This window comes from Synechococcus sp. UW69 (genome assembly GCF_900474185.1).
In the GTDB taxonomy this organism is placed as follows: Bacteria; Cyanobacteriota; Cyanobacteriia; order PCC-6307; family Cyanobiaceae; genus Parasynechococcus.
This window is the reverse complement of the sequence record NZ_UCNW01000008.1, coordinates 347421-363945: the sequence shown is the minus strand read 5'-3', so window position 1 is coordinate 363945 and position 16525 is coordinate 347421. Positions and strand designations below refer to the sequence as shown.

At 58.7% G+C, this 16525-nt stretch carries 18 protein-coding genes and 1 tRNA gene; 10 read left to right on the top strand and 9 right to left on the bottom strand.

All coding sequences use genetic code 11. The features are described 5' to 3' along the window. Positions 1–268: 268 nt before the first annotated feature. Genes DXY29_RS05695 through DXY29_RS05680 form a run of 4 tightly spaced genes read right to left on the bottom strand, consistent with a single transcriptional unit; the run spans position 269 to position 5386 of the window. The gene (locus DXY29_RS05695) at positions 269–4522 is read right to left on the bottom strand and encodes a phage/plasmid primase, P4 family (RefSeq protein ID WP_115023644.1); all 4254 of its coding nucleotides are present in this window, start codon (positions 4520–4522) and stop codon (positions 269–271) included. Next, a complete protein-coding gene (locus DXY29_RS05690) occupies positions 4495–4815 on the bottom strand; it encodes a hypothetical protein (protein WP_115023642.1) in 321 nt (106 codons plus the stop codon). Before DXY29_RS05690 ends, DXY29_RS05695 begins: the two co-directional genes overlap by 28 nt. Next, positions 4812–5027, bottom strand: coding sequence for a hypothetical protein (locus DXY29_RS05685; RefSeq protein ID WP_115023640.1), 216 nt, complete (start codon positions 5025–5027; stop codon positions 4812–4814). The genes DXY29_RS05690 and DXY29_RS05685 overlap by 4 nt, the downstream gene beginning before the upstream one ends. Next, positions 5024–5386: a hypothetical protein gene (locus DXY29_RS05680; RefSeq protein ID WP_115023638.1), complete on the bottom strand. Its 363-nt coding sequence runs from the start codon at positions 5384–5386 to the stop codon at positions 5024–5026. Before DXY29_RS05680 ends, DXY29_RS05685 begins: the two co-directional genes overlap by 4 nt. 329 nt (positions 5387–5715) lie before the next feature. Between DXY29_RS05680 and DXY29_RS13000 the strand changes: the two genes are divergently transcribed. Continuing rightward, positions 5716–5925, top strand: a complete 210-nt coding sequence (locus DXY29_RS13000; RefSeq protein WP_136987728.1) for a hypothetical protein — start codon at positions 5716–5718, stop codon at positions 5923–5925. 288 nt (positions 5926–6213) lie between these two features. On the opposite strand, the gene DXY29_RS05665 is transcribed toward DXY29_RS13000, so the two are convergent. From DXY29_RS05665 to DXY29_RS05650, 4 genes are all read right to left on the bottom strand, one after another. Next, entirely contained in the window at positions 6214–6411 is a 198-nt protein-coding gene (locus DXY29_RS05665) for a hypothetical protein (protein WP_115023633.1), read from the bottom strand. Beyond that, entirely contained in the window at positions 6408–7688 is a 1281-nt protein-coding gene (locus DXY29_RS05660; protein WP_170952132.1) for a hypothetical protein, read from the bottom strand. Before DXY29_RS05660 ends, DXY29_RS05665 begins: the two co-directional genes overlap by 4 nt. 108 nt (positions 7689–7796) lie before the next feature. After that, entirely contained in the window at positions 7797–8492 is a 696-nt protein-coding gene (locus DXY29_RS05655) for a potassium channel family protein (RefSeq protein WP_371411072.1), read from the bottom strand. Positions 8493–8573: 81 nt separating this feature from the next. After that, positions 8574–9230, bottom strand: coding sequence for an SOS response-associated peptidase (locus DXY29_RS05650; RefSeq protein ID WP_115023629.1), 657 nt, complete (start codon positions 9228–9230; stop codon positions 8574–8576). 84 nt (positions 9231–9314) lie between these two features. Here DXY29_RS05650 and ftsH point away from each other — a divergent pair, with 84 nt between their 5' ends. The 7 genes from ftsH (at position 9315) to DXY29_RS05615 (ending at position 14376) form a co-directional block, all read left to right on the top strand. Next, positions 9315–11189, top strand: coding sequence for an ATP-dependent zinc metalloprotease FtsH (ftsH, locus tag DXY29_RS05645; protein WP_115023627.1), 1875 nt, complete (start codon positions 9315–9317; stop codon positions 11187–11189). A gap of 45 nt (positions 11190–11234) precedes the next feature. Next, the gene (argF, locus tag DXY29_RS05640) at positions 11235–12191 is read left to right on the top strand and encodes an ornithine carbamoyltransferase (RefSeq protein ID WP_115023625.1); all 957 of its coding nucleotides are present in this window, start codon (positions 11235–11237) and stop codon (positions 12189–12191) included. A 2-nt stretch (positions 12192–12193) separates the two neighbouring features. Then, positions 12194–12505 carry a hypothetical protein gene (locus DXY29_RS05635; protein ID WP_244279321.1) on the top strand — a complete coding sequence of 104 codons (312 nt, stop codon included), beginning with the start codon at positions 12194–12196 and terminating at the stop codon, positions 12503–12505. Positions 12506–12516: 11 nt separating this feature from the next. Then, positions 12517–12741 carry a hypothetical protein gene (locus DXY29_RS05630; RefSeq protein WP_115023623.1) on the top strand — a complete coding sequence of 75 codons (225 nt, stop codon included), beginning with the start codon at positions 12517–12519 and terminating at the stop codon, positions 12739–12741. A 66-nt stretch (positions 12742–12807) separates the two neighbouring features. After that, on the top strand, positions 12808–13431 hold the full coding sequence (gene lexA / locus DXY29_RS05625) for a transcriptional repressor LexA (protein ID WP_115023621.1): 624 nt from the start codon (positions 12808–12810) through the stop codon (positions 13429–13431). A gap of 59 nt (positions 13432–13490) precedes the next feature. After that, positions 13491–13563, top strand: a tRNA-Ala gene (locus tag DXY29_RS05620). Positions 13564–13914: 351 nt separating this feature from the next. Then, the gene (locus DXY29_RS05615) at positions 13915–14376 is read left to right on the top strand and encodes an aromatic acid exporter family protein (RefSeq protein WP_115023619.1); all 462 of its coding nucleotides are present in this window, start codon (positions 13915–13917) and stop codon (positions 14374–14376) included. A gap of 831 nt (positions 14377–15207) precedes the next feature. Here the strand turns inward: DXY29_RS05615 and DXY29_RS13845 are convergent. Next, complete coding sequence (locus DXY29_RS13845; protein WP_115023617.1) at positions 15208–15576, bottom strand: DUF1622 domain-containing protein; 369 nt, start codon at positions 15574–15576, stop codon at positions 15208–15210. Between the two features lie 233 nt (positions 15577–15809). Between DXY29_RS13845 and DXY29_RS13435 the strand changes: the two genes are divergently transcribed. Together DXY29_RS13435 and DXY29_RS13685 are read left to right on the top strand one after the other, a co-directional pair. Next, on the top strand, positions 15810–15986 hold the full coding sequence (locus DXY29_RS13435) for a hypothetical protein (RefSeq protein WP_170952131.1): 177 nt from the start codon (positions 15810–15812) through the stop codon (positions 15984–15986). 47 nt (positions 15987–16033) lie between these two features. Continuing rightward, entirely contained in the window at positions 16034–16441 is a 408-nt protein-coding gene (locus DXY29_RS13685) for a hypothetical protein (protein ID WP_244279319.1), read from the top strand. Positions 16442–16525 lie beyond the last annotated feature (84 nt).

The window sequence follows — 16525 nt, the reverse complement described above, 5'->3', positions numbered from 1 at the left end:
TACAAGGGCAAATGTGAAGTTCAAAAGCTTGCCAGGCAATGCTCAAGCGCAGTTGCAGGCAACCACTTTGAATCTGAGCGTGGTTGGCAATACGGTTACTCCGAATACATCGGTGGATATGCGACCCAGATGGTCGTGAGGTTCACTCCTCATGACAAAGTTCTGTACCAAGGTGATCCAGATGGGTCGCCCTACAAATTCGACATCTGTGGGGGGCGCTTTACGGGTGGTCCTTGCTCAGCAAAATCATGGGCCAAGTGAGACCCCGTCAATGAGCCTCTCCCCAGGTCTCAGCGACGTTGCAATCAGCTTCGAGGGGAATGTCCCCCAGATATTGCTTTTGCAGCCTCTGAGAGGTCATAGAGGCCAATGCGATCTCTCTGACTTGATCCACTAAATCCCTGGGAACCTCGAGGAGGATCTCGTCATGGATCAGGCCGACGATATGAACACCGGGGAACGGATCTAACGCGGGCCAGAGGTCACCTAGAGCAGCAGCGAGCAGGTCACGGCCTGAGCCTTGGATGGGGAAGTTGATGCCATTGGTGCGACCCAGAGGCCTCATGAGGCGGATGCCATCGGCTCCTGCGACGTGATCGCGGTAGGTCATGCGCCGGCCGAGCAGGCTGCGCACCTCGAGGGTGGTGCCGCTGTCGAACTGCCGCATCTGCCGACTGATCTGCGGGTGGAACTGATGCCAGGCCTCGTAAACCTTGCGTGCTTCGGCTTCGGTGACGCGGGTGCCTCGAGCACGGGAGAGCAGGGTGCGAAGGCCGGCTATGCCGCAGCCGTAAGCCAGGGAGAAGTTGGCCATCTTCCCGATGGTGGAGCGTTCGGGGTCGGCCTTAGTGATCTCTCTGCCGCAGGCCTGCGATGCGATGTAGGCGTGTGGGTCGATGCCATCGAGCAGGATCCTGCGCTGACCTTCGTCGTTGTAGAGCTCAGGGCTGGCCTGGAGGCGGATCTCAATCGATGACCAGTCGAGATCCATCAGCACGGTGTCGGGGTTGCCAGTGCCGAGGGCCAACTTCCGATCACCGGTGATGCCTTGGAAGTTGAAACCGCACTGGCCGAGCTTCACGGGCTTGGGTTCGCCTTTGCGTTTGCCGGTCTTGAACCGTTCGGTGTCAGAGGGAACGTGGCTGTTGGTATCTCGGATCAGCGCGCTGGTGGACATGCGGCCGGTGCTGGCACCAATGAGCCGGTAACAAGGCCTGACGCGACCATCGGTGAGATCGGCTTCCTCGAGTAGCCATTTCACCTCTTTGAGTTCCTGATCGAGGGTCTTCAGCTGGAGCAGCTGCTCGATGACTGGATCAGGCCTGAACTTCTTCAGCGTCCGGTCTTTGGTGTCTTCGATCTCCTCTCCAAGGTGCTGGGCCAGGGCCTCTTTGAGCTTCAGCGGATTGCGGTAGTTCTCGAGGTTGAGGGTCTGGTGCAGCTCAGCAGCCAATGCTTTGCGTTCAGCGGTGGCTCGCTTCTGGGAGGCAATGGCAGCGGGAATGTCTACGGCAAGGCCTCTGACCTGCCCGTCGGCGCACGCGCTGATCATTGAGCAATCCACCCGGTGGACTTCCACCTGCTGGGTTTCATGCAGCTGCTTGTGGAGCTCACGGCCTAGCGGCAGCACCACCACGGCATCGAGAGCGGCATACCGGAGCTGGCTGGCGGTGAGGCCATTGCCCCAATCACTGGTCTGTTCGGTTTTGTCCAGCTCCCGCTTCAGGTAGTGAGCCGAGGCCGCGGCAAGGCTGTTGCTGGGCAGGTCACCAATGATCTGGCAGGCCAGCATCGTGTCCCACCACTTGCAGAGCGGCCGGATGCCGGCAGCAATCAGGAAGGTGGCTTCAAACAGCAGGTTGTGGCCCACCAGGGTTCGGTTGGGATTACGAACCAACGTGCGAAGCCAATCAATGGCCGGCTGGCCGATGACGGCCACATCGATGACCAGCGTGGTTTTGCTGTCAGCACCGGTCAGCTGAGCCAGGCGGATTTCACCGCCCAGTGATGGGCTGAGGCTGGCCTTGTGCCGCCAGAGGTCAGTGCGGCGGTTGAAGGTCTCCAGATCGAACCCGAGCGATAGGGCCATCCCATCGGGATCAGGCAGATCGGAGGCTCGGCAGACGTAGTTAATGCCGGTGGGCGGTTCGCCTTTGTATGGCTCGGGGCTCGCCGGAGTGATCTCCGAAAGGAACGGCACTAACGGCAGTTCTGGACAACCCTGGCTATAGCGGTTTTCTGAAGAGGGTTGGTTGTTTAAGGCGCCGGAATCGATCTCTGACTTTTTTACTGGCTTTTGCCGTTGTTGCCGTTTTCCCCTCACTTCGCTTGTTGCAGTGGCGGGTTTGGCAACGGCAGTTTCTGAAACTGAACTGCCGTTCTCGGCCACAGAACTGCCGTTCGGTCCTTCAGGAGTTGACGTTTCGCTCGGATCCTTATCTTCCGGCCGCCTTAACCGATAACGCCAACGGTTAATACCTTTCGCGTCTTTGCCCTCGATGCCGCCGTTGTTCCGCACCTTCTCGAAAAAGGTGTTTCGGCTGCCGCGGGCCACCATCGTGAGGTTCTCCTCCTCACACCACCGCTGAAACTCGAGGAACAGTTCGGCGCGCTTGATTCCATCTCGCAGCTGATCCACCGGCACGGTGCGCTCGCGGATGAAACGAGCCACATGGTCGATGTTTTCGTTGAAGTGGTCGGCAGTGGATTTGTCGGTGGGCATGAAGTTGCCCCGCGCCTGCCGGCGCTGCCAGGCCGTAACCAGGCGGACCAAGATCCCGGGCAGCTCCGCTTTGAGCTTGTCCCCCAGAGATCGATCCTCTTTGCCGTTATGGCCGACGGTGAAGCGGAAAGGTGAGACCCGTGAGCTGAATGCCTTGGTGGTCTCGTTGATTGGCGGCAGCTTGTTGCAGCTGAAGGCCAGAAACGCGTAATTGAAAAAACTGAAGGTCTGGCCGTATTTCTTGTCTCCCTGGACCGGATCCTCACCGGTGAGCATCTTCACCAGGGAGATGTCCTTCACCTCCTCTGGCTTCAGCTCGCCGGCGACATTGGCTCGCTTGCCAAACAGCTCCGCCGCCATGAAGCGGTTTTCCGCCAGCTGGTGGAGGGTGACGGCGCTGCAGCTGTTGCTGCCCAGCAGCCACAAGATCACTCGGAGGATCAGACCTTTGCCGGCCCTGGCCTCGCCGTAGAGGATCAGGATTTTCACCGGTGCTTGGCTCCAGTCGATGCACTGGGAGATCACGTCCTCCAGCCGCTCGATCTGACCCGGCAGCGCGCTGTTGATGAGCCACTCCCAGGTGGGGCAGGAGGCCTTCGGGTCCCAATCAACTGGCAGCTGCTGCAACGTCACCACTTCATGGGTGTGGTCACGCAGCTCACCGGTGCGGAGGTCCACCAGTCCGTTCTTCACGTTGAGCAGGGGCTCGCTGAGAAACTGCGGCACTTCGCGGCCGCTGGTCTTCAGGCTGGTGAGCGCCAGGTCGGTGACGGTGTTCAGGTACTGCGGCACATAGTTGTTGCCCAGGGCCTGCTCCACCGCGTTGTTCCAGCGGCGAGAGTCACTGTTCAGGTAGACGCCACCCTCGTAGACGGCGATCGACTTGTCGCCGTTGAGAGCTAGACGGTGGTGGCTCTGCAGGTGCTCCCAGAACGTGGCCGGCTGGAAGTTGCCCTCAGCGTTGAAGAAGCCTGAGTTACGCCGGCGCTTTCGTGGTGCCGGGCCCAGCTTTCCCTCAAGACCGCGCGCCAGCTCGATCCATTGCAGGACCATCTCCAGGTTGTGGCCGGCGTCATGGCGACTCAGTAGATCGTCGGCTCCGTCGTTGCCGCGGCCAGGGAGATGGATGATCCGAACATCCCTCGCGAGGAATTCACCCAGCAGATTTTCCCGCAGGTACTTGGCGGCGTCGTAAACGTCGCGATTGGTGCTCACGTCTGCATCTGGGAAGAAGAACACCTCCCGACCGCGCATCGGGATCTGGCCAAATTCTGGTGAGGGCTCGCCCCCGGTCATCCAGCCATTGCAGCCACTGATCTGCACAACGGCGAAGCTGCTCTCGCTGCCCTCGAGCGCCGTTGCCACAGCTCTGCCCTGGAAGGTGCCCTCCACCACCAGCAATGGCACTGATGGATCCAGCACGGTCTTCTCGCTGCCGGCGACAATGCCGACCACGCCGCCGCAGCCCTTGGGAAACAGGTATTTCATGGGCCGCCCCTCCTTGTTGATTGGGGGCGTTTCTGGCTGCAGCTGGATCACCGTGCGGCCGCTTGCGCAGGTCCAGGGGATCAGATAACTGGGGACCAACTTCTCGGCGTAGCCACCCCAGTGCTGAAACCCCTCCGGCAGTTCTTCGGCGGTGCGCACGATGGTGATGCCGGCCAGGCGCTTGTCGTCCAGGGCCCGCTTCTTCTTTAGCGCCTTGACCTCGTCATCAGTGAGTTCACTGCCCCCTGCTGCCTGCTCCGCACCGGCAGGCTTCGGCGGATTCGTCACTGGATCCCTCCCGGCCAGAGGCATGCGCGGGCCACGGTAATGAACCCATGGGTGAAGGCCCCCAGGTGGTCGTCGTTCCACTCAGTACCGAGCAGTTGTTGATGCCGGCTGAACTGCTCACAACCTGAGCCAAGGAATGCAGCGATGGCAGCGTCCTCGAGGGTGAAATCAGGATCGCCCCACTGACGGCTTGGCTCACAATCCCCTCCGATGTCGGGGATGGCGGATGTCAGCCGTTGGTCCGCCACCATCACGGCCGCGGCACGGCAGCCGTCCACAACGGACATGTCCTTTGTGATTACGTCGGCGACGTTCATGACTCCCTCCGGCGGATCTCGTCTTGGTTCCAACCGGGGCCGCGACTGATGCCGGGGTGTTGGCTGTTGCTGAGAGTCCGCGCACCCGTCCAGCCGTATTCCTCATGGGTTGGGCTGGTCACCACAGCAGGGACCCAGATCGGTGGAGTGTTTTCGAAGCAGGTGGGAATGATGTTCACCTCGACCTGATCGCCGGGTTCGTAGTGGGTCATGACCTCCCCCACTGCTGTGCGGTTGCGATGGCGCCGCCCCATTCGTCTTCTCCGTCGGAGATGACGCGGAGGGTGGTCTGGCCCAGCCGGATCAGGGCCAGCAGCTCGCGGGCCCGCTGATCACAGGTCGCGTCCATGCCGTTGTGGTTGCGGAGTTGAACCTCGAGCTGGGCCATGGCCGAGCCGGAGGTGCCGTCGGTGCTCCATTCGATGCAATCGTCGGCATGGGCGCCCTGATTCATTAGTTGGCCGAGCCTCATGAATGTGGACAGTTCCTCGAGATTGAGGACTTCATCCATGGCCTCGATCACCGCAGAGCGGAGTCGATCGGCCATGGCGATCTTTTGTGCGGTTGTCATGGCTAATTGGGGGTCTCATTTTTGATTTCCTCGAGCAGGGAATCCAGTTCCGCTGGCTCTCCGGATTGCGATGGAACGGGCATTCGTGCCAGGTCAGCGAAACGCTGCTGGCATGCACTGATGTCCCATGTGATCGGGCTGTTTCTGAAGGGTCCCCGAAAAAAATGGACCCCTGGCGTCAGGACGCCGGCATCGATCAATCGCAACAACTGCGACTTCGATCTGCCGAGTGCCTGCACCGCATCGGGAGTTCTTAGAACCCCGTCTGTGATTGGCATTGTTAAGGGTTATTGATTCGCCTTGGTCCGCACAAACTTGGCTATTTGCTGATGGCGCCCTCCGATTCCGTTGAAGAAACTCTTCAGGCGTGCGCCATCCCAATCCGGAAACTGCTTTCGCGCACTCTCGATGACCTCGAGATCGAACTCCAGCGGTTGACCTTTGGCAGCATGAACATCCACACCGTCGATGCGGCGTGTCCGTGTCTTTTTCTGAGCAAAACGGTCTCGTTTCATAGCGTCGCCAAGACGGTGAACTGAGATCGTCTTCTCATCAGCCTGACCATCCGCTGGATGGCACCCTTTTCAAGAAAGAGTGAAGTCGCTTTCCGAACCCGCAGGGGACACCTTTACTGAAGGCCGAAGGAAGTTGACTCAGTACGAACCTGCAAGTGACAGAAGTACTTGAGGTGAAATCTGGCCGGAGCCATCATTCGTTGACAGGTTCATGTTAACCACAAACGCTACGAATGGTGCAACAAGTGGCGTCAAGCCGCTATCAGCAGTGTTCACGAGCTCGGAAAGATCCAGGCCCTGATTAATAACTCCTCAAAAAACCTCGTTCCTGTTTGCCGGCTGATGGCATTCCTCGAGTGATTTCTTTAGGTGCTCCACCTTCGCTTCGAGTTCTTCTGTCCGCCGCTGCAGATCCATTTCGCGGTTGTGTTCAGCCGCATCCATCTGCTGACGGCCGCCGTTCATCATCTCGGTGTAAGTGAGGGCCCTGGGCTTCTTCTGTTCAGTCATCGCACCAGCGCCTCCAGTCGCCGACGTTCTACCTGGGCCTGAACATCGGCCAGGGTGCTTTCCACCATCTCCCGATCGGTCCAGGCGCCATAAGTAGAGCTGTGCGTCTCGAGGCTGTGGCCCATCAGCGCAGCGGCTCGGCGCGGGGTGATTCCGTAGACCTCATGGGCCCGCAGGGCGTAGCCGTGTCGGAGGCTGTACGGCACCAGCTTGTCCCCGCTGCCGTCGGTTCGCGGTGTGGAGGCTGTCTCCTCCTTCAGCTGCGCGAACACCTCGCTGCGGTTGCAGTGGAGATAGAACGCATCGCCGGCTCGGGGGCCGCGGCAGCCGGTGGGCAGCGCCTCATCCCCCTGCTCGGCCAGCACCGCCAGCAGGTTGGCTGACAGTCCCTCCTGGCCGATGGGATCCAACCCCACGATGTCCCGCGGTGGGGTGCCCTCGGGGCATTGGCCCGTCCGCTTCCGGTAGTCGCAGTGCAGCAGCTGCCCAGTGACGCTGAGTAGGTGGAGCTCAACGGGGCGCAGCCCGAAGCAGGCCACCAGGCCGATGGCCGTCCGCCAGCGCGGGTCGGTGGTGCCCTCGAGCAGGCGAGCGATCTGGTCGTCCTTGATCGGGGTTGTCAGCGCCTTCTTCTTCGCCCTCATGCCGATCAGCAGCTTCAGCTCCGCCGGCGGCAGCCACCGCAGGTCAGCGCCGCAGTCCTCCACGGCGAAGCGCAGCATCTGCGCCAGGTACTGGATGCAGGTCCGGCGATCGGTCAGGCCTGAACCCTTCCCATCAGGGAAGTGGGTCTCGACCATGGCCTTCAGCAGGCCGGGCCCGCTGGTGGGCTTCGGCTTGGTGGTGAGCAACGCCACGGCGCGGTTGACGTGCCGGCTGTAATTCCGCCGCCAGGTCCGCTCGGAGACCTGCCCGGAGTTCAGCTTGTGTTTCCGGAATGCCTCGGCCACCGCGGGCCAATCGGTGGCGCCATCGGCACCGGTGGGGGTGCTGGAGAGGAGAGCGACTGATTCCTTCACCGTCTTGCCGGCGGCCACCATCGGCTTGATCCGTGCCGCCAGAGCCAGAAGGTCGGCCTGGCTCGCGCCGGCCCAGGCCAGCTCCGTCACCGCGCTGCTTCGCTGCCCGTCGTCGAATCGGCAGGTCAGCTGGATGCGCCCCCGGATGTCGCGCACCATCCACCCCTCGCCGTTCTGGCCCTTCAGTCCTTGGCGCATCGCGGTGACCCATGTGGGGGTCTTGGTGGGCATGATCGGCCGCTTCAGATCTGACGCCATTGTGCGCATAGGCGTGCGCACAGAGCAACCTTTTTGATGCTTCAAGTCGATTCAGGCGTTGCGCTCAATTCTTGAGAACTACTGCTGTGGCTGCATTTTTGCTGGTGCTCACTGGTCTTTGGATTGTCGCTCAAGGCTGCTGGCATAGCGGCCGATCAGCACGCCCATCACGGCAGCGAGGTAGAGCGGTCCGGCGACGCTCGTGGCCACACTCACCATTCGAGCGAGGGGCAGCACCGGACTGATGTCTCCGAAACCGACGGTGGTGAGGCAAACGAAGGCGAAGTAGTTGATCGCTGAAAAGATGCGGGCGCTGGCCAGAACGCTGGTATCGCTGAAATTGGTCAGGTTCAGGGGTTCGAAGCTGCCGGGCTGGATGGTCTCCAGGGCACTCATCACAAGCCCTGCGGTGAGGCCGATGTGCAGATACCCCGCGGTGGCGCCCATAAGCAGCGCTTCGGTAACGCGTTTTGTGCTGGCGAGGCGTGTTACCAGGCGGATCACGCTCCAGCCCACCAGCACGCTCCAGCTCAGGGCCAGCGGCATGCCGCTGTAGATCAGCTCCAGGGGTGTGAGAAGCCAGAGCCACATCGTGGCAACTGCGAACAGTCCCAGACCGCGATACAGAGCATCACTCCAATCCGGAGCGTTGCTGCTCCCCACCATGACCTGCGTAAGCAGTAAGGCAATCAGGGTGTAGCCGATGTATGTCGCCCAGTCCAAGCGAGGAAAGGCGAAGCCAACGGTGGCGATCAGGGTGCAGAGCAGCAGCAGTTTCAGCTGTGTGCCATCGCGCAGCAGGATTCGCTGAACCAGTCCCACCAGCACGTTGGCAACTGCGGCTGCCCCCAGGGTCGGCAACAAGCGACGGCTGTCAAGCGCTGTTCAGTCCAGGAGGGACAGTTGCTGGTGGTTGTTCTTGCTGGATGCTGGCTTCAGCGTTCGGCATTCCCATGGGTCGGGTGGCGATGGCGTGAGCATCGGCTCGAGGGCGCGACGGTGGGCCCCATCTCCAGGTTCGAGCCAGATGCTTTCCAAGCCGTCGGGAATGATCACCGGCATTCGATCGTGCAACGGCTTCACCATGCTGTTCGGTCGTGTCGTGATCACGCAGCAGGTCTCCACTTCACTGCCATCGGGCCCAATCCATCTGTCCCAGACGCCGGCCAGCCAGAACAGTTGCCGGTCTTTGCGACGGATCAGATGTCCCTTCTCAAAAAAACCCGTGCTGGGAAGAAGGCAGCGGTGATGACGCCATGGACCGCGGAAGGAGGCTTTTTCCGCAATGGTTTCTGCGCGGGCATTGATCGGTCGTGGAGCCTGAAGCGGGTCCTTGACCCAGCCCGGAAGCAGACCCCAAAGCATGTGGGAGAGGTGATCTTCGCCATGCTCACGCCGCACGGCAAGCACCGGCTCCTGGGGCCGGATCAAGTCGCGGGGGGCGTAGTGGGCCAGCCATGCGCTGTCGTCCGGCCGAAGCCAGCTGTTCAGCACCCGCTGCAGTTCAGCGCGAGGCGTTTCGAGGCAATAGCGACCGCACATGGCCAGAACCTAGGTGCCGTTCGGTTCTCACACCCATTGATTGCAAGAGATCCCTCGTAGCGTGTCGGGAATTTCAGGCCATCCATGCCGATCCGCCAGGACGACAACCAGCCGAACCGTCGCTTCGGAATCATCAACCTGGTGCTGATTGGTTTCGGAGTGTTGTTGCTGCTCAGCAGCTTCATTCCCAGCAACGGCATGCAGCAGGTGCCCCGGGTGCCCTACTCCCTGTTTATTGACCAGGTCAATGACGGCGCGGTGAAGCGGGCGTTCATCACTCAGGACCAGATTCGCTACGAGCTGAGTGATCCCGAGGAGGGCACGCCTCCGGTCTTGGCCACGACGCCGATCTTCGATATGGATTTGCCGCAGCGCCTGGAAACCAAAGGCGTTGAATTCGCTGCAGCACCCCCGAAGAAGCCCAACATTTTCACCACCATTTTGAGCTGGGTGGTGCCTCCACTGATCTTCATCCTGGTGCTCCAGTTCTTCGCCCGTCGCTCGATGGGGGGTGGTGCGCAGGGCGCTTTGAGCTTTACCAAGAGCAAAGCCAAGGTTTATGTGCCCGATGAAGAGTCGCGAATCACCTTCGCTGACGTTGCAGGCGTTGATGAGGCGAAGCAGGAACTTACGGAGATCGTTGATTTCCTCAAGAGGCCTGAGCGCTACGCCGAGATCGGTGCCCGGATCCCGAAGGGCGTGCTGCTCGTCGGCCCCCCTGGCACCGGCAAGACCCTGCTGTCAAAGGCCGTCGCCGGTGAAGCGGAGGTGCCGTTCTTCATTATTTCTGGTTCGGAGTTCGTTGAGCTCTTCGTTGGTGCCGGTGCAGCCCGGGTGCGCGACCTGTTTGAAGAAGCCAAGAAGAAGGCGCCCTGCATCATTTTTATTGACGAACTCGATGCCATCGGCAAGAGCCGCTCGGGCTCCATGGGTGTCGTGGGAGGCAATGACGAGCGGGAGCAGACCCTCAACCAGCTGCTCACGGAGATGGATGGTTTCGCCGCTCAGGACAAACCGGTGATCGTGCTGGCTGCCACCAACCAGCCAGAGGTGCTCGATGCAGCCTTGCTGCGTCCGGGTCGTTTCGACCGTCAGGTTCTGGTGGATCGTCCGGATCTGTCTGGACGGAAAACCATCCTCGAGATCTATGCCAAGAAGGTGAAGCTCGCCTCCGGCGTTGACCTCGACAGCGTGGCCCAAGCCACCAGCGGTTTTGCAGGTGCTGACCTTGCCAACCTGGTCAACGAAGCCGCCTTGTTAGCAGCTCGGGCACAGCGCACCAGCGTCGAGCAGCAAGACCTGGGTGAGGCGATTGAGCGTGTCGTTGCAGGCCTTGAGAAGAAGAGCCGCGTTCTTCAAGACGACGAAAAGAAGGTGGTCGCGTATCACGAAGTGGGCCACGCGATCGTGGGTCATCTCATGCCAGGTGGCAGCAAAGTGGCCAAGATCTCGATCGTGCCCCGCGGCATGAGCGCTCTCGGTTACACCTTGCAGTTGCCGACGGAGGAACGCTTCCTCAATTCCAAGGAGGAACTTCAGGGTCAGATTGCCACCCTGCTGGGAGGTCGTTCCGCCGAGGAGATTGTGTTCGGCAAGATCACCACAGGTGCTGCCAATGACCTGCAGCGAGCCACTGATCTGGCTGAGCAGATGGTGGGCACCTACGGCATGAGCGACACCCTTGGGCCGCTTGCCTACGACAAGCAGGGCGGTGGTCGTTTCCTGGGGGGTGGCAACAACCCGAGGCGTTCCGTGAGCGACGCCACTGCTCAGGCCATCGATAAGGAGGTTCGCGGGCTCGTGGACCAGGCCCATGACGATGCCCTGGCGATCCTGCGGGAGAACATGGCGTTGCTGGAAACGATCGCTCAGAAGATCCTTGAAAAAGAGGTCATTGAGGGGGATGACCTCAAGAACATGCTCGAGGCGAGTGTGCTGCCTTCAGGCGTGACCGCTTGACGGCAGCGGGCCTCATCCCCGATAACTGTCCTTTGAACCGTTGCGATGGCTACCGCTCCTGCGGGTGTTGCTGCTGTCCTCTCTCCGCTCTGCGGCCGTGATTTCCTGTCGTCGGCGGATTTCTCCGCCAATGAAACAGCGGCGTTGCTGGATCTGGCTGCACAACTGAAGAGCGGTGATCGTCGGATCGATCTCGGCAACCGTGTGCTGGGTCTGATCTTCAGCAAGGCGTCCACCCGAACCCGCGTCAGTTTTCAGGTGGCCATGGCCCGCCTCGGTGGTCAAACGGTTGACCTCAATCCTTCTGTGACGCAGCTCGGCCGCGGGGAGCCCCTGGAGGACACGGCCCGTGTTCTCAGCAGGTATTGCGACGTTCTGGCGATTCGAACCTTCGCGCAGCAGGAGCTGGTGGATTACGCCCATTGGGCGTCTGTTCCGGTGATCAATGCCTTGACCGATCTGGAACATCCCTGCCAAGCCTTGGCTGACTTCCTCGCCATGCAGGAAGCCCATGGCGATCTTGCAGGGCAGACCCTGGCTTATGTGGGCGATGGCAACAATGTCGCCCATTCCCTGATGCTGTGCGGTGCTTTGCTGGGGGTGAATGTGCGGATTGGCTGTCCAGAGGGCTTCGAACCTCTGCCGGGCGTTCTCGAGCAGGCACGATCCCTGGCGCAGCATGGGGCATCGATTGATGTGGTGACAGATCCCCGGGAGGCTGTGGCCGGTGCTGAAGCCGTTTACACCGACGTCTGGGCCTCGATGGGCCAAGAAGCTGAGCAGATTCAGCGTGAGCAGGCCTTTGCCGGTTTCTGCGTGGATCAAGCCCTGATGGATCTGGCGTCCTCAGAAGCAATCGTTCTGCACTGCCTGCCAGCCCACCGCGGCGAGGAGATCAGTGCCGAAGTGATGGAGGGAACGTCAAGCCGCATCTTCGATCAAGCGGAAAACCGCCTGCATGCACAACAGGCTCTGTTGGCGGTGTTGATGGGAGGTCTGTGAAGGTGGTCTGGTGTTTCTTGCTGCTGTTGATGGTTACGGCCAGTACGGGTTCAGCGGTACAAGCCACCAGCAAAAAACAGCAGAGCACCATTGCCCGATGGACAGGAGAGCAGATCTGCGCCATGGGCGTGGATGCGTTCTATGCGTTGCCGGACCCTCAGCTCAAAGCGTTGTTTGAGCGAGACACGTCGATGCGATATGAGGACATCCCTACAGCTCCGAATGATCAGGAGCGGGCCCGGATCACGGGGCAATTAATGGGTTATTTGATGGCTGCGTGCCCGCAACAGCTTGAGAACTACAAGAACCGCTGAAGAGCCTCGTGATGCGCAAGGAACGTTGTTGGGTCTGGTTCAAAGGTGGCCTGTCTGAGGAGGGGCACTGGATGTCGGGCTGGGTGGCGACCCAAACCGATGAACCGGGTCTGGTGATTGAACATCCCGGTTACGTCACCTGTCGTGTTCCTGAATGGCGCGTGGTCTTCAAGGAACCCCAAGATCTCAAGGTGGCGCCGAGCATCCCAGAGCCAGCGGTGTGGAAGCTCGTCTGACCTGGATCAGCGGTTGCGGAGCCGGGGAAGGAACGGTACAAATGTATTGCCCGAACCTTTTCTGCGGTGACTCGTGCCCTTCAGGAGCCTCTCACCTCTGCTCAGCAAGAGCTTTACGACTGGCTGGCTGACTACATCGGCACGCATCGCCATAGTCCATCGATTCGCCAGATGATGCAGGCGATGGGGCTTCGTTCTCCCGCTCCAATCCAAAGCCGGTTGCGTCATCTCCAGCAGAAAGGATGGATCACCTGGCAGGAGGGCCAGGCACGCACCTTGCAGCTATTGGGTGACATGGTGGGGGAGGCGGGTATCCCGGTTCTTGGGGCCGTCGCTGCAGGTGGTCTGGTCACGGCCTTTGATGATGTTCAGGAGCACCTGGACTTGGCGCCTGTGCTGGAGACCCGTGGTCTCTTCGCGCTGACGGTGAATGGAGATTCGATGGTCGATTCCCACATCGCTGATGGTGATGTGGTGCTGATGGAGCCTGTTCAGGATCCCCAGCGGCTGCGCAACGGCACGGTTGTTAGCGCTCTGGTGGCCGGTAGTGGCACCACGCTGAAGCACTTCCATCGCCAGGGCGCCACGGTGGTTCTCGAAGCAGCCAATCCTGCCTATCAACCGATTGAGCTCCCTGCCGAGCAGGTCGAGGTGCAAGGTCGCCTAGTCGCTGTTTGGCGTCAGGTCTGAGGCCTTCGCGGTGTAAACTCTCACACGACGCCGGTCGCGCGAAGCTTCCACGTCGCAATGGGGCCATAGCTCAGCTGGTAGAGCACCTGCATGGCATGCAGGGGGTCAGGAGTTCGAATCTCCTTGGCTCCACTAGGTTTTTACCAAGTGGAACACCCTAGTTAGTTCAAAAACAAGTGTTGAAGTGCACTGTTTCAGATACTTTGCAGTATTTCTTCCGCTAACTCAATCCGCACTCACTCCAGGATTGGATCTTGCTGGAGTTTGTGGATCCTGAGGCAGCAGCTTGTCTGTCAGTTCAAAACCGACTTGGTTTTAGTTCATGTGCAGTGGGTTGCTCGAAGCACCTATCGCTGGGTCCCGCCACGCTCACCAGCATTGCCAACCCTTAGTTGAATGCTTTGGCACGGCGCCATTGAAGCGTGGGACAAGATGTTGACAACAGGCTGGCGGTGCTCCTTGCCATCAATTCGTTAGGTATTCATGCATCCCTTTATCAGCAGCCCACTTCAAACGGCGGTCGCTGCAGTCGTCTCGATGGGCTTAGCTCAAGCTCTTCATTTGCCAGACCCTTATTGGGCGCCTATCTCCGCAATCGTTTGCTCTTTAGATGCTTTTGAAGGTGCTGTAGCCACGGCCCGTCGTCGTCTTGTAGGCACTCTCATTGGCGTTGTTCTAGCAGCACTGCAAGTTAGTTTTACCGCATACAACCTCATCAATTACGGGCTAGCTATCGCTTTGTTGGGGTTGCTGTGTCGTGCTGCAAGGCTGCACCCAAGCTCACTAAGGTTTGGTGCCATAGCCCTAACAGTGGTCGTTAGCGATCCCAATAAATCTATGGTTTGGATTACAGCTGGAGCAAGATTTGTCGATGTTGCGCTTGGGATAGCGGTTGCTCTTTTGGTGGTTAAAGCCTGGCCCCAAGGCAGCAACCAAGATCAATGAACAAAAAGCCGGTTCATCACACCCCTCTTATGCAAACGATCAAGTATCCACTAAGAACAGCAATTGGAGCCTGTGTTGTCTTGGTATTAGCCAAGACCTATTGCTCGTTCATGACCCCTTGGATTGCTCTCCTGTTTCTGCTTTGGGTGCTCGGAGGAAGCAAACTCACCTGATGTTCAAAAAAGGCTGGTGACAATGTGCAGCACTAGTTGAGTAATGCTGTGCTTGCTGTTCCGGATGAGAAGAAGAGTCAGTTCTCACAATAGCGCCTTATGGTTGTTGATAACCATTGGATCGAGGTTTGGGAACTTCCAAATACAGGATGACTTCGACGAAGAACCAGCGCTGTTCGAATCCGGTAGTTGTCAACTGATCAGTGCTTTGGGCACAAAAAAGCATCCTCACCAAATTGGGGAGGAGAAGCCCTGAAACCAGGCAGAACAACTACCCGAATGGGGGAGATGGTTGCCAGCTGGATCTGTGAGGGTTGGCTCAGAGAGAACAAGACCAATGATCATGATTGAAATCGTCATTGCGGCTGCCATCTGGACCACTGCCATCTGGACCAAGGTCATCTCTCTTACTTGCAAATGTATTGCTGATGTCTAATCAGCTTGTTGGGAAGCCTTAAGCCTGCTGAGGGCGTCTCTGAAGCAGGCTTAAGCCATACAAGACCCGCAAGGGAAAAGCAGGGGGCGTTGTTGTCGATATCCATCTCCCGATAAAACCTCTCACACTTCAGCCATTCACCAATGGTGGTGGTTTTGGGTTATCTATTTGAGGGATATAGCCGTCTAAATCACCCCTTGGTTTGATCATTTTAATTCCATTTTACGTGGTTGGCTTTTTCTCTTGGAGTTCAAGGCTAAGAAAATAATTCAAAAATGTTCGCACTACTGCCACAGCGCCCAGTGCAATCAAGTCGGATGCTTCCCGGCTGATTGTGGTTTGCACCACATCAGCTCCAAGTTGAAACTCAAGTGCCAAAGCAAGCCATCCACCGAACGTCAAGCGGGCTGCTGTTAATGGTCCACGCTGTAAAAGATGAGGAGGGAGGTGTCGCCGAAGGATGCTCCGAAGTGGTCCACGTGAACTGAATACTGCAATCAGGCCAACGCCAACACAGAGAACGGATAGGTACTCAAGGATTAAGCGTAATACGTCAGCTGTATGTGTCAGAAGATGTTCAAACCATTCCATTCTTTGAGATTTTTTGTGCGTAAGATTTTCAATTCAATAGTAGTAATTTGCTATGAATTTTCAATAGCTAATCCTGTAGTTGTAGTACGGCTTAAGAAGACCGGGCGCGACACGTGGGCCATATCTCCCTCAACTGGTGGGTGGTGCCCCTGACATCAGGCAAAACAATGGCTCGAATGGGGGAGGTGCTGCCAAGCCTTTTCGGCGACCTTGTCGTCAGATGAATTGAATTGATGAAAGGTCTACATCGCACTGTTGCTGCTGGTTTTGTCGGTGGTCTGGCAGGTGCCCTTATGGGCGCGACCGCTTTTCTGGCGGTGAATGGGCTGATGCCTTCGACTGTTGAGGCTCAGCAGCGCAATCCCGCAGGACAGGGCTACTACCAACGCGCTAATCCAGCAGGGGAGTGACGCGCCTGGGCAATCCATCCTGATAACGCTGAACTGACTCCGCTCCATTGGATGGCGGTTTCCTGCGGCGGGAACTTCCAAAGACACCATCCCCCCTGCTTTGGGTTCACTGCCGTCAGGCAGAACAATCAACCGGTGCGGGCTACCTTCTACGACAAGCAGCGATTCTCACCACAACACAGAGTCAGCAAATGGAATCGGTAATCAACGAAATCGAGTTCGACTTCGACCAGACCGTCAGCATCCGAACTGACGTGAAGCTGAGCAAGGACGATGTGAAGCAGATCGTCTCAGAAGCTCCTGAAGAGACGCTGGAGGAGATCGTTTATCAAAGTCTGGTGACCGACGAGTTGTACCTAAGAGCAAGAGCAAAGGAGATCGTCGCCAAGCTGAAGCAAGAAGACCTGGACGTGAACAGGATCGAGTATTGGGACGACGAAGGAAACAAGGTCTGAGTCTGCAAGCGCCTGAAGCCAAAAAAACTCTCAGCGGAGCCTCAGAACAAATCTGAAGAATCCTCTTTAACTGGCACTGGACGA